The sequence below is a fragment of the Mycobacterium sp. genome (assembly GCF_049802695.1).
Taxonomy (GTDB): domain Bacteria; phylum Actinomycetota; class Actinomycetes; order Mycobacteriales; family Mycobacteriaceae; genus Mycobacterium.
Genome location: NZ_JBARMY010000355.1, coordinates 1 through 13,051 on the forward strand (window position 1 = coordinate 1; position 13,051 = coordinate 13,051).

General features: G+C 64.3%; 12 protein-coding genes and 3 pseudogenes. 12 read left to right on the forward strand and 3 right to left on the reverse strand.

The features are described from left to right. From WA317_RS14695 to WA317_RS14730, 8 genes and pseudogenes are all read left to right on the forward strand, one after another. On the forward strand, positions 1–698 hold a 698-nt coding region (locus WA317_RS14695), incomplete at its 5' end, for a DUF222 domain-containing protein (protein ID WP_425173728.1). Further along, positions 695–835 (forward strand): hypothetical protein, encoded by a 141-nt coding sequence (locus tag WA317_RS14700; RefSeq protein WP_425173729.1) that lies wholly within the window; start codon positions 695–697, stop codon positions 833–835. The genes WA317_RS14695 and WA317_RS14700, both read left to right, overlap by 4 nt. 44 nt (positions 836–879) lie before the next feature. Beyond that, a complete protein-coding gene (locus WA317_RS14705; protein WP_425173730.1) occupies positions 880–2,454 on the forward strand; it encodes an HD domain-containing phosphohydrolase in 1,575 nt (524 codons plus the stop codon). Positions 2,455–2,523: 69 nt separating this feature from the next. Further along, on the forward strand, positions 2,524–3,294 hold the full coding sequence (gene mddA, locus WA317_RS14710) for a methanethiol S-methyltransferase (protein WP_425173731.1): 771 nt from the start codon (positions 2,524–2,526) through the stop codon (positions 3,292–3,294). After that, positions 3,291–3,646: pseudogene (locus WA317_RS14715) on the forward strand (DUF302 domain-containing protein). The gene mddA and the pseudogene WA317_RS14715 overlap by 4 nt, the downstream one beginning before the upstream one ends. A gap of 278 nt (positions 3,647–3,924) precedes the next feature. Further along, positions 3,925–4,722, forward strand: coding sequence for an SDR family NAD(P)-dependent oxidoreductase (locus tag WA317_RS14720; protein ID WP_425173732.1), 798 nt, complete (start codon positions 3,925–3,927; stop codon positions 4,720–4,722). Between the two features lie 247 nt (positions 4,723–4,969). After that, a complete protein-coding gene (locus WA317_RS14725; RefSeq protein ID WP_425173733.1) occupies positions 4,970–6,097 on the forward strand; it encodes an epoxide hydrolase family protein in 1,128 nt (375 codons plus the stop codon). 216 nt (positions 6,098–6,313) lie between these two features. Then, complete coding sequence (locus WA317_RS14730; protein ID WP_425173734.1) at positions 6,314–7,381, forward strand: sodium:calcium antiporter; 1,068 nt, start codon at positions 6,314–6,316, stop codon at positions 7,379–7,381. A 10-nt stretch (positions 7,382–7,391) separates the two neighbouring features. Here WA317_RS14730 and WA317_RS14735 read toward each other — a convergent pair. Then, positions 7,392–7,718 (reverse strand): annotated as a pseudogene (locus tag WA317_RS14735) (DoxX family protein); the annotation flags it as partial. A gap of 158 nt (positions 7,719–7,876) precedes the next feature. Here WA317_RS14735 and WA317_RS14740 point away from each other — a divergent pair. Continuing rightward, positions 7,877–8,206, forward strand: a complete 330-nt coding sequence (locus tag WA317_RS14740; RefSeq protein ID WP_425173735.1) for a hypothetical protein — start codon at positions 7,877–7,879, stop codon at positions 8,204–8,206. A 148-nt stretch (positions 8,207–8,354) separates the two neighbouring features. Next, the gene (locus WA317_RS14745) at positions 8,355–8,939 is read left to right on the forward strand and encodes a GNAT family N-acetyltransferase (RefSeq protein WP_425173736.1); all 585 of its coding nucleotides are present in this window, start codon (positions 8,355–8,357) and stop codon (positions 8,937–8,939) included. A 141-nt stretch (positions 8,940–9,080) separates the two neighbouring features. Here the strand turns inward: WA317_RS14745 and WA317_RS14750 are convergent, their stop codons facing one another. Continuing rightward, positions 9,081–10,385, reverse strand: a complete 1,305-nt coding sequence (locus WA317_RS14750; RefSeq protein ID WP_425173737.1) for an NAD(P)/FAD-dependent oxidoreductase — start codon at positions 10,383–10,385, stop codon at positions 9,081–9,083. Between the two features lie 244 nt (positions 10,386–10,629). On the opposite strand from WA317_RS14750, the pseudogene WA317_RS14755 reads away from it, so the two are divergent. Next, positions 10,630–10,839 (forward strand): annotated as a pseudogene (locus tag WA317_RS14755) (recombinase family protein); the annotation flags it as partial. A gap of 79 nt (positions 10,840–10,918) precedes the next feature. Continuing rightward, positions 10,919–10,966, forward strand: coding sequence for a hypothetical protein (locus WA317_RS14760; RefSeq protein WP_425173739.1), 48 nt, complete (start codon positions 10,919–10,921; stop codon positions 10,964–10,966). 19 nt (positions 10,967–10,985) lie between these two features. Here the strand turns inward: WA317_RS14760 and WA317_RS14765 are convergent. Further along, positions 10,986–13,051, reverse strand: a 2,066-nt coding sequence (locus WA317_RS14765) for an ATP-binding protein (protein WP_425173738.1), incomplete at its 5' end; no start/stop codon positions are given.

Consider the following 13,051-nt stretch of genomic DNA (forward strand, 5'->3'; position numbering starts at 1 on the left):
AAGCAGTGCTGGCCAAGCTGGCTGCGCCGGGCATGGCCAACCCGCATGACGCTGAACCCGCCCTCGACGGCGCGCCCTCGCAAGAAGCCATAGAGCGCGACACCCGCAGCCTGGCCCAGCGCCAGCACGACGCGCTGCACACCGCCGCCCGCGCCCTGCTGACCTCCGGGCAGCTGGGCCAGCACAACGTGCTTCCCGCCAGCATCATCGTCACCACCACCCTCGAGGAGCTGGAGGCCAAGGCCGGGACCGCGCTCACCGGCGGCGGCACCCTGCTGCCGATGTCCGAGGTGATCGCCCTGGCCCGCCACGCGCACCACTATCTGGCGATCTTCGACAACGGCAAAGCTATCGGGCTCTACCACACCAAACGCCTGGCCTCACCTGGCCAACGCCTCGTGCTCTACGCGAAAGACCGCGGCTGTTCCCATCCCGGCTGCGACGTCCCCGGCTACCTATGCGAAGTGCACCATGTTCGGGAGTGGGCCCACTGCGGCCGAACCGACATCGACCAGCTCACCTTTGCCTGCGGCAGCCACCACCGCCTCGTTCAACCGGGCGGCTGGACCACCCGAAAACGCCGTGACGCCCTGACCGAATGGATACCCCCACCGCACCTCGACCGCGGCCAACCCCGCACCAACCTCTACCACCACCCGGAGGAGCTTTTATGGAGTGACGCCAATCGCGACCCGTGAGCAGATTTTGGGGGGCATCCCCGCACTGGCTGTCAGACGACCCGATTCGCGCTGCCACCGCCGAACTCACCCCGACCCGGTTCGGCCCGGCTGGGCTGCGGTATCTCATCTTCGCCGGCGGGCTGATCCGATTTTGAGCTGATTTCCGCCGCTCGTTGCCGAGACGGCGCAGAATCGATGCGTGGCGCCGGCGCCTGATCACGCGCTTGCGGAATTGCCGACCCGCGCCGAACTGCTGGCGGCGCTGTCCGTGGCGATCGACCTCGGCCTGGGACAGCCGAGCGAACACATGCTGCGCGCGGCGCTGATCGGCACCAGGATCGCCGATCGCCTCGGTCTCGACCGGGTCCAGCGCGATTGCACCTACTATACGAATTTGGTCATGTGGATCGGCTGTCACGCCGATTCGCACGAATACGCGCAATGGTTCGGCGACGACATCGCGGTACGTCGGGAATCGGCCCTGATCGACTGGTCGGGTCTCCCGTATGTTCGCTTCCTGCTCAGCCACGTGGCTCGGGGCGAAACGTTGCCCCGTCGACTGTCTGTGCTGGCGATGTTGTTCGCCAATGCGCGCGGCCACCTATCGCTTCTGGTGCGCTCGCACTGCGCATCGGCGACGCTGCTGGCCGAGCGCATCGGTTTGAGTGCCGACGTGCAGTCGGCCCTGGCTTTCACCTTTGAGCGCTTCGACGGCGGCGGACTGCCCAACAGCGTTGCAGAAGAGGACATTCCGGTGCCGATGCGAATAGCGCAACTCGCCGACATGGCCGAGATACATCAGCGGACCTTTGGTACGGACGGTGCGGTGGCGATGGCTCGGCGCCGTCGCGGCGGCCAGTTCGATCCGCAGATAGCCGACGTATTTGTCGAGAATGCGGATGAAATTTTGGCCGGACCATCGGCAGGTGACGTGTGGGCGGCCGCACTGCGGGAGGCGCCGGATCGCCTGCACCGGTTGGATGCACAATCGCTGGACGTGCTACTTGCCGCGCTAGGGGACTTTGTCGATCTGAAATGCCCATTCACGCTTGGTCATTCGCAAGCAGTAGCCCGGCTCGCCGCCGATGCGGCGTCGGTGGTGGGTCTGGATACCGACACGGTGGCGTTGATCGAACGTGGCGGGTATGTCCATGACTTGGGCCGTATCGGTGTGTCGAACCAGGTGTGGTCTCAGCCAAGGCCGTTGACCGCTGGCGAATTCGAGCGGGTGCGATTGCATCCGTACCTCACCGTGCGCATACTCAGCCGCGTCGGCGGCCTCGAGCGGGTCGCCCAGCTCGCCGGAAATCACCATGAGCGGGTCGACGGTTCGGGGTATCCGCGTGGGCTGGCCGGACCCGCGCTAAGCCTGCCCGACCGACTGCTGGCCGCGGCGGTCAGCTACCAATCAGCCTGCGAACCGCGGCCCTACCGGGCAGAGCTTCGCCCGCACGCCGCAGAGCGGCGGCTGCGGGAAGGAGTGCGCGCCGGAGGTCTTGACGCGGTGGCAGTAGACGCCGTCCTGCATGCGGCCGGGCGCCGTTCCGAACGACCCAAGCCGCGACCGAGCGGACTGACCGCTCGCGAAGTCGAAGTGCTCTGTTTGGTTGCCCGCGGAGCGTCGAACAAAGAGATTGCGGCCGCACTGGTGATCAGCGAGAAGACCGCCCGCAACCACGTCGAGCGGGCATACGCCAAGATCGGGGTTTCTAATCGCATCGGTGCGAGCATGTATGCGCTGCAGCACGGAATGGTCGCGCCCGCCGGCAGCTGACTGCGTGGCCGCGAGGAAATGAGGCAAACGCCTCATGCGCGGGCAGGCGGTGGCGGCCAGCATCTTGCTATGAGCACGATCAACCGTTCTTTGGCAGTCTGTTATGGCGTTCTGAGTTACCTGGCCTTTCTCGTCGCTTTCTCGTACGCAATCGGATTTGTCGGCAACATCGGTGTTCCGCGCAGCGTCGATCACGCGCTGGCTGCACCGGCCGGTGAAGCGGTTGCGTTAGACTTGGTGCTGCTCGGCTTGTTCGCCGTTCAGCACAGCGTTATGGCGCGGCCGGCGTTCAAACGGCGGTGGACGCGGATCCTGCCGCAACCATTGGAGCGCAGCACTTACGTGCTGATCGCAAGCGGCGTGCTGTTCCTGCTGTACTGGCAATGGCGTTCGATACCCGGTCACGTTTGGGACGTGAAGTTGACGACCGTTCGGTTCGCGTTGTGGGGGTTGTTCTGGGCTGGCTGGGCAATCGTGCTGGCGACTACGTTCATGATCAGCCACTTGGAGTTATTCGGCCTGCGGCAGGTGTACTTGTGCTGGCGAGGTCAGCCGCAAACCGATGTCGGGTTCCGACTGCCGCTGCTGTACCGGGTGATACGTCACCCGATGATGCTCGGCTTCATCGTCGCATTCTGGGCAGCGCCGACCATGACTTCCGGACACCTGCTGTTCGCCGCCGCCACTACCGGCTACATCCTCCTCGCGCTGCACCTCGAAGAGCGCGACCTCGTCACAGCGTTGGGTGCTGAATACGTTGCCTATCGCCGGCAGGTGCCGATGCTGCTACCGCAGCCGCGCCGAAGCCTTCCCAGCAACGATTGCCTAGAGAGGAGTTGACAACGGGTATTTCATTTTCGACCAGGCTGCACACTTCGTTCGAGAATGCGGTGCAGCGAACCCGACAAACCCTGGCTGTTCAGGGTTTGGCGTGCTGACCGAGATTGACGTGCAGGCGACGTTGAGAAGCAGGGCGGGTGTGGACATCGAGGAATACCTGATTCTCGGTGCCTGCAAACCGCAATTCGCTCACCAAGCAATCGACGCGAATCGACAGGTGGGACTGCTGCTGCCGTGCAACGTCGTGGTGCGCGGCGATCCCGATGCTCCGGGCACCGTCATCGTGGACGCGATGGACACGCGGCCGTTGATCGAGGCGGCCGAGCAGTCGGGACTTCGCCAGATCGCATAGAAGGTGAGCGGGCTGCTGCAGAAGGCTGTCGACAGCCTCGATGCAACGGTGACGGCGGCCTAACGAAGGCGATTTCACCATGTTCTACGCCCGGCCCAACGCGTCGCTGGCCGAGAAGATCGATGGCATGCAGCGGTTCCCGAGGACTTGGCGCTCGATCGGGGACCGAGTAATCGGCCACGAGCCTGCCGGGCGCACAGGTCGAACGTCTCAGCCGCGAGCTTGTGGGTTCTGCGAATAGTTCAATGGATACGTCGGCTTGGACTAGCGTCGAACTCATGGCACTTCCGCCGCCGTCGGCAGGGTCGGTCGCCCTGGTTACCGGCGCATCATCAGGAATTGGGGAACAGTTCGCCCGTCAACTGGTGGCGCGCGGTTACCGTGTCGTCGTCACTGCCCGCCGGGCGGACCGGCTGCAGAAGTTGTGTGCGCAGTTGGGCGGAGACGAGCACGCCGTCGCCATTGGCACCGATCTGGCCCTTCCTGAGGATCGAGACCGGCTGGTCGCACAAATCGACGAAATGGATGCACAGGTCGACGTCCTGGTGAACAACGCGGGCTTGGGCATCTATACCAAGTTCGGCTCTGAAGGTCGCGATAAGGAACTGCAGATGCTGCGCGTGGATGTCGAGGCGGTGGCGGATCTGATGCTGCGCTACCTGCCCGGCATGGTCGAGCGCGGTCGCGGCGCGATCATCAACCTGTCCTCGGTTTCGGGCTTCCAGCCCGGCCCCTATAACGCCGGCTACGCCGCAGCGAAGGCCTATGTGCTGTGGTTGTCGGAGGCGGTGAACGCCGAAGTGGCCGCCAGCGGTGTCACCGTAACGGCGGTCTGCCCTGGTCCGGTGCCCACGGAATTCCAGGCCACCAACGACGCTGACTTCCTCGTCAGCCGGCTACCGGCCTTTGCCCAGGTGTCGCCCGAGCGGGTCGTCGCTGACGCCTTGCGGGCCGCTGATCGTGGTCGCGCTTCGGTGGTCCCGGGCGGACCGCACGTGCGGTTCGCGTTGGGGTCCTCCCGGTTCGTGCCGACTCCACTGGCCTTGCCGGTGCTCGCGCGAATGTTGAAACGCTAACCGAGCCGAATTTCAAGCTGCCTCTCGGTCAATGCGGTATCGGTCAAAGCTGCACGTCGGTCGCCAGGCTGACCTAACGTTGCCGGCGTGCAGTTGCACGCGAACCCGGAGTTTGTGCCCGTCGAGGCATTGCGATCAGGTGACCCGGTCATTGATGTCGGTGGGGGCGGTCAGCACTACCGAATGGGCAGGTCGCGCCACGCGAACACTGTGACCCTGAATCGCGTGACGCGGGAGCTTTCGGCGGATGGCTGAGGTCAGGCCCTTCCGCATCGACGTCCCCGATGCAGTCCTCGATGACTTGCGCGCCCGCCTGACGCGCACCCGGTGGCCGGAAGCCGAGTGCGTCGATGACTGGAGTCAGGGCATGCCCCTGGCTTACACCCGCGAACTGGCCGAGTATTGGGCCGAGGACTACGACTGGCGGTCGAGCGAAGCAGCGTTGAACAGATTCGACCAATTCATCACCGAAATCGACGGTCTGGATATCCACTTCATCCATCAGCGCTCGCCTCATGCCGACGCATTTCCCCTGTTAATCACCCACGGTTGGCCCGGATCGATTGTGGAATTCCACAAAGTAATCGAGCCGCTGGTCAATCCGCCGACGGGACGACCCGAAGAAGCATTTCACGTGGTGTGCCCTGCACTTCCCGGCTACGGGTTTTCCGGTAAGCCCGCTACCACCGGCTGGGGCGTCGAAAGAATCGCGCACGCATGGGAGACGCTGATGGGGCGTCTCGGATATCACCGCTATGGTGCGCAGGGCGGCGACTGGGGTGCTGCGGTGACCACCCAAATCGGCCGAAACGGTGGTGAGTGCGTCGCGATTCACTTGAATATGCCGCTGGCCATGCCTCCCAAGAACTTGAAGGACGATCTTCCCGAGGACGAGCAACGGGCACTGGCGGCAATGGCAGAGCACCGGCGCTGGGGAACCGGGTATTCCAAGCAGCAATCCACCCGGCCGCAGACTGTCGGATACGGATTGGTGGATTCTCCGGTCGCGCAGCTGGCTTGGATCATCGAGAAGTTTTGGTGCTGGATGGATTGCGACGGCCATCCGGAGAACGTGCTCAGCCGTGACGAACTGCTCGACAACGTGATGATGTACTGGGCCACCGGTTCGGGCGCGTCTTCGGCTCGCCTGTACTGGGAAAGCTTGAGCGCCTTTGCCAAGGTGGCTCGGGTGGAGCTCCCGACCGGCGTCGCCGCCTTTCCCAAAGAAGTCCTGCCCGCGCCGCGAAGCTGGTGCGAGCGCGCGTACCACATCACGCACTGGTCAGACATGCCGCGCGGCGGCCACTTCGCGGCGTTCGAGCAGCCGGAGCTGTTCGTCGACGACCTTCGGAACTTCTTCGACACGGTTCGGTGACAGCGCAATAGCGTCATTCCGAATTCTTGGTTTCGGGAACCCGATATTTCAGCTTTGAATCGGCGACGTGCGCTTTCGTCCACTACGGGTAACGGAATTCACCATCACGAAATGGGCTGTTATTTGCCATTCTAGGGACACAGCTGGCAGGATGATCAGCGGTCGATTCTGGGCGTCCTGACACCTGTATCGAGGCAGGTGCGAAAGGCAGACCTCGTGGTGCATGTTGCGTTACTCATCGCGTGTGCGGCGGCGATTTATCTGTCGTGCGAGTGGTTCATCAACGCCGTCGAATGGCTCGGTCGGCGGCTCAACGTCGGGGCAATGGCCGTCGGCACCATCCTGGCTGCGTTCGGCACCGCATTGCCGGAATCCGTCGTCACGCTCGTCGCCGTCACCACCGGTCCGACCGCTCAGATCCGCAACATCGGTGTGGGTGCAGCGATGGGTGGTCCGCTGGTGTTGGCAACCGTCGCCTATGGGATTACCGGTGCCATGCTGTTCTTCCGCCGCCGGAGCCGCTGCCGAGAACTGGTGGCGGCCGGCGGCGAACCGGCGAGCCGCGATGAGCGACGAGACAAGCGTGACGGTCGCGGCGACGTCTTCGCCGAGCCCACCGAGGCGGCGCGCCTGGTCAAGGATCAGCGCTGGTTCCTGGCGGTGTTCCTCATGAAAGTCGCCCTCGGCCTAGTGGCGTTCACCGTCAAGCCGTGGCTGGGCATCTTGTTCTTCGCCGTGTATGCCGTCTACTTCTGGCGGGAGATCAACAGCGGCCACCTGCTGGATCACGATGCGGACCTGGTGCCGTTGAAGCTGCAACCGAAGGCCGCGCAGCCGGCCACCATGGCGGTGATTGCGCAGACGACGGGCGCTTTGGCAATCATTTTCGCCGCCTCGCAGGTCTTCGTCCACCAGCTCGACGCCATCGGGCCGATGCTCGGATTATCGGGGGCCGTCACCGCTCTGCTGTTGTCGCCGATCGCCACCGAGCTGCCTGAGATCATGAACGCGATCATCTGGGTCCGGCAGGGCAAGACGCAGCTGGCCCTGGCCAACATCTCCGGCGCGATGATGATTCAGGCGACCGTTCCCAGCGGCCTGGGTCTGCTGTTCACCGACTGGCGTTTCGACCACGCCCTGCTCTGGTCAGGTGTGGTGACGATGGCCGCCATCGTCTACTTGATGATCGCGTTGCGGACAGCCAAGCTGACCCCGATCCGGTTGGGCTTCGTCGCGGTGCTCTATCTGGTGTTCGCTGTCGGGCTCATCCCGATTCTGCACTGACGTCCTTGGCTCAACGAATACGCACCCGCCGGCTCCGCCACCAGCTCGACCATGGGGCGCCGGCGCGCGACACACTTCCGACACGCCTGCTGCGCCAACCGAGGGCTGCGGCCGAGCGATGGTTGTCCAGCGCGTATGCCCCGGGGCCAATGAAGATCAATAGGAGGAAGGCAAAGCAGAACATCACCGCGTCCCCGCCGTGATTGACCAGCGGAATGAACCCATGCGGCAAGTGCACGGTGAAGTAGGCAACCGCCATCTCGCCGGAGGCGAAGAACGCGGCGATCCGGGTGAACCGCCCGAGGGTGATCAGCACACCGGTGATCAGTTCGATCCAGCCGACGTAGTAGTCCGGGTAAACGCCTACCGGGGCAGGTTGGCGGCCGGTTCACCACACATACCCTCGTCCAGTTGGTCAAGTTCTCGCCTCCGGTGAAGGATGAGCCTCAGCCGTGCTTCTCGTAGCGTTCTGACGCGACTCCGAAAGAAGAACTCATGACCGATACGCCTGAAGGCTTACCGTCGCTTGACGAGTTCCGGAGGAAGTTGGCCCACGTCGACCGGGAGTTCGCTGATGCCCGCCAGTATCTGTCGGCGCTGTCTGCCGAAGACAATGAGGGGCTCGGTGCGCTGATGGCGGAGATCTACCACAGCGGACGGGCCATGAAAGTTTTAGCAGCGATGGGCGTTCTGGCCCTCGACTTCGCCGAGCTCTCCGCGGACCGCCTCGGCGGCGATGTCCAGAGGTGGCTCGACGAGTCGACGATGGCCCAGGACACCGCCGAGAACGAGCGGGACCAGACCGAGCTCGGCGGCGAGGCATAGCCGTCGGCGCCACAGCTGCACCAAAGGCATTGACCTGCGGGAATTTCGACCTCTGGTGAGAGTATTCTTTGACGGTTCTTCCAACCTAGAGTCGCCAGCTTTGGCGGTTGCGGCGTAATGATGAGGTCTTATGGGTGAGAATGCCGCCGTGACAACGGGTAACGTCGGCCCGCTGCGGCCGCCGCTCGAGCTGACCGACGGACCGGACCTGCTGCTGGGATGTGCCCGCGCGAAGGACTTGGTCGACATCGTGCGTCAGTGCCAGGACCCAGAGACCCAACGCTGGACACTCGTCCCAGTGCCGTATGGGGAGGGCGACGCGCTGCGATTCGTATCGCAAGTAGCCGAGGGTTGGCGGAACGGCACGCGGGCGTCGTTCGCCATCTTGCACGAGGGGCGCTACGCGGGCAGCGCCTCACTGACAATGAACGGGCCAGGTGGTGCCGAAGTGGGCTACGGGCTGGGACCGTGGGCGCGCGGCAAAGGTGTGATGAGCCGCGCGCTGCGGCTGTTGCTGGCCTGGGGCTTCGACGAGCTGGAACTCGACGTGGTGCACTGGAAGGCGCGCGTCGGCAACTGGCCATCACGCCGTGCGGCCACCCGCTGTGGGTTTCGGGTGGAGGGCACGGTGCGGGGCCTGTTGGAACAGCGCGGAGAGCGACACGACGGCTGGATCGGCTCACTGCTCCGCGGCGATCCGCTGACCGGCGAGCCGGATACGGACCGGTCCTAAAAAGCCGGACCAGCCCGGCCGTTTTATGTCGTAGCCACTGATGCGGTGGTGTAGGTCGCGGCCGAGCACTGCATTCGGCAATCGGTGGTCAGCGGCGCGGATTTCAGCCCGGGTTACCGCAGGAGGCTGCCGGTTCGCCTGTCATGTTGTTCCCGCGCGGGTGTCATCTGGTAGCCGGGCGCGCCTGTGTCGGGCGCGTCGCACAGTTTGACGCCCGACAGTGACGATTTCTCTGAGCATTCCAAACATCTGATCGGGGTTGTCGCGCAATGTTCGCGCCGCGGCGCGCACAGCCCTTGTCGTCGTGAACAACTCAGACGGGCGGACCTCGTGGTTCAGCACACGGAGAAACGTTCGGACCTCCTCCGTGTCGCTGGCGATATCTCGCAGCACGCCGACGTTCAGAGGTGTGGGAACCCCAGGGGCGCCCAAATCATGAGCGAACCAATACATCTCGTAGGCGTCCTTGTCGCGCCAGCGCCACCACCGCGTCATATACAAGTCGAGGCTGGTCTCAACTCCATGCTGAATGGCCTCAGCCAGCCGGACGGTCTGGCGCAAAGCGTCTGATATGCCTTGCCCTGGCGTGGGGTCCTTGAAGTGACCGGCGTCGCCGACCAAAACCCATCCAGGGCCGGCGGCTTGTCGGAAGTAGCCGTACCAATTGGTGACTACCCGGATCGGCCCGACGCGTCGAGCGCCCGCGAGTACATCGGCCAACTCCGGCCAGGCTTGCATACCAGCAGTGAAGTAGGCGTCGCGGTCGGCCTGGAATTGCGCCCGCTTAGCGAAACTGGTCGTGATGGCGACCATGTACAGACCACCGTCGGTGGGGGCGGCCAAGTAACCCAAGTCTCCGATCCGGCCCATCCACGCGTGGCCGTTGCAATCAGTCACACCTTCGAAATACGCCCAGGCTGCCAGCCTGCCAGGCGGGGCGACGTGGTACTCGGACGCGCCGACCAACGAGGCAATCGTCGAGTGGCGGCCATCAGCGCCGACCACCAGTTGCGCGTGAATCTGTTCGCCGTCCGTCTCGACCCCGACCACACGACCGTCGTCCATCACCAGTCGGTTGACCCGCGAACCAGTGCGCACGTCCGCACCCGCGTCGCGGGCAGCTTCAACCAACAGCGCATCCAGTGTCACCCGACGCACACACAATCCTGGGTACCTGGTTTCGCCGGTCGCCTCAATGCGCACGTCTCCCACGACCATCGTGAACCTGTCGAGCGGGACCGCCCCTGCCGTCAAGATCGCATCAAGCACTCCCATCCGATTCAAAATCTCCACACCACACGGTTGAATTACGTGAGTAGATGGGGTCTCGGACGGAAAGCGGGCGCGGTCAAGCAGGCAGACGTGGAAGCCATGTCGCGCAAGCATCGTTGCCAAAGGGGAGCCAGCACAGCGCGCACCGACGACCGCCACGTCGAATCGATCCATGCCCCTCCATTTGGTGGTAACCGCCGGCTAGCCAAGTTTGGTGTGCGGCAACGTAAAAATCAACGGCAGGAACCTTTCACGGGCACGATAGCTGGAAGATGAACTGATCGTCTCCTTTCTTTAGTTGTGAGACGAGCGTCGCGAGTATCACATTGCCAGGCGAAGTGCCACGTCGCACTTTCCCAGAAGTGCCTCAAAAGACTTGTCGCACAACGGTCGTTTCGCGAGTTCTGAGACAACCGCCATCGCCACAGGTGTTCAACTCGGCTACGCGAGGTTGAGCACCGGCCATCAGTCGCTCGACCAACGACTTAATGCGCTCACCGCAGCCCGAGTGGACCCGAAGCGGGTATACCGCGACAAGCTGTCCGGCACGTCGACACGGGAGCAACGGCCCGGCCTAGCCGCGTTGCTTGACGACGCACCAGCGGGTGGCGCAATCGTCTGGTCGGGCTAGTCATTGGGCCGCAACGCCGCCGAAGTCATGACGACGGTTCGCGAACTGCTGATCCGCGATTGCCAACACCCTCGGCGTGAGTAGGGCAACGGTATACCGAGTGCTTTCCGAGAATGCGGATTGACGCTTTGGTGCGGAAACGTCTACTGATCTAGTGACTCACTAGCTTGTTCGAGTTCTGTTCGGGCCTGGTCGATTTGGTCGTAGGCGTAGGTCGCCATGGCGGCGGTGGTCATCGTTTCGCCTTTGCGGGCGAGCGTTTCGTAGGTATGGCCGCCGAGGACGCCGCGCAGGTGGGCGATCGCGGTGGTGATTTTGGGGACCCCCGACGCAGAGAAAGGACTGAGCGCGAAGCCGGCGATAGTCGCCGCCGGTTCGTAGCGTCCGAGCCTGTCGAAAAGAACGGCGAGGACGGCCAGCGGGACGCGGATCGTCGTGCTGTCGCCCGCGTTGTGGAAGTTGCGGATCGCCAGAGTGAGGTGATCGAATGCGGATACGGTGTCGCCGTGTTCGGCCTCAAGTCGTGCCAGACCGTTCGCCACGGCTGCCGCGGCAGCGCGGTTGCCGCTGTCTTGAGCGATCACCAGACCCCGGCCGAGGGCGTTAAGCGCCCCGACGGGATCTGCGTCACGAAAAGCCACACCGTAGGCGAGAAGCGCCAACGCGAGCAAGTACGGGTTGCCTGTTGCCTTCGCAGCCTCGATCAGGCCATCGGCGGAATCCATCGCCTCCCCACCGGAACCGGCCAATGCAAGGGCGCTAACCAGCCATGCCCGGAGGTGCACATCGTTGTCGCGGCGGCGTGCGAGCTGGGCGCGGCACAACTCGGCCAACCGTTCGGGCTGCCCGATGGCCAGGTATACAAGTCCAAGCCCGGCTTCGATGCCGTACGGCAGCGCATCGCGGCTCCTGTCGAGGACGATCTGCCCGGCGTCGCAATAGCCGAGAGCCGCCTCGATTCGTCCGGTCGTGAAGCAGAACGACGCAATCACGTACAGGAATGCCAGCCGGGGGTGGTCGACCGCGCGGGCGGGCTCGATCAGCTCTTCAGCCCAGGCGACCGGCTCAAGGGTTTGGACCCCAACGCCGAGCCACCCCGCATAGGTGGCGAGGGTGGCGGCGACATCCAGATCGCCGTGGTCGGCGGCCCAGCGAAACGCGGTGCGCAGATTGGCCAGCTCGACGCTGAACCAGTCGTAGGCGTCACGTTGTCGGGGGCTGTCCCACAGGGCCAGGATGTCGGCGTCGCGTCCGGCGAAGTAGCGCGAGTGGGCGGCCCGAATCTCGGATGCGTCGCCGCCGGCGACGAGTTGTTCCTCGGCGAACTGGCGGATCGTCTCCAGCATCGCAAAACGGGTCCGGCCCGAGGACCGGTCGGCGATCAGCAGCGACTTGCGCACCAGCGTATCCAGCAGATCCAGGGTCGCGAAGTCATCCTCGAAACCCCTGACGGCGCAGGCGCTTTGGAGGTCGAATCCCCCGGCGAACACCGAACACCGCTCCAGCAGCGCCTTTTCCGCGTCATCGAGGTGGTCATAGGACCACGCCACCGCATGGCGCAGGGTCTGGTGGCGTGCCAGGCCACGCCGGGAGCCGACCAGCAGCCGGAACCGCTGATCCAGGCGATCACGCACCTCGCTGGCGGTCATCGACGCCATCCGCGAGGCCGCCAACTCGATGGCCAATGGGATGCCGTCGAGTCTGCGGCAGATTTCCACTACAGCGTCCGCCTCGCCGGGCTGGGCCAGCGAGAAGTCCGACACGACACTGTGGGCACGGTCGACGAAAAGGTGCACGGCGGCGGATTCGGTTCCGGAGGTGACGTCGAGCGACGGGACACGCCATAACTGTTCTTCGCTGACCCCCAATCCTTCGCGGCTGGTCGCCAGAATCGTTACGGTCGCCGAGGCGGCGAGGATCGCCTCGACCAGATCCGCGACACTGTCGACCACGTGCTCGCAGTTGTCGAACACCAGCAGCCGGACTCTCCCCTCCAACGCGGCGGCCACCGACTCGCTCACGCTCTTGCCCGGCTGTTGGATGATGCCCAATGCCGCTGCGACGGCGTCGGGCACCGCCGCGGGGTCGGTGACTGCGGCCAGCTCGAAAAACCAGACCCCGTCGGGAAATTCATCGGCCAGCCGCGCGACTTCCAGCGCCAGGCGCGTCTTGCCGACCCCACCTACCCCGGTCAACGTCAACAACCGAT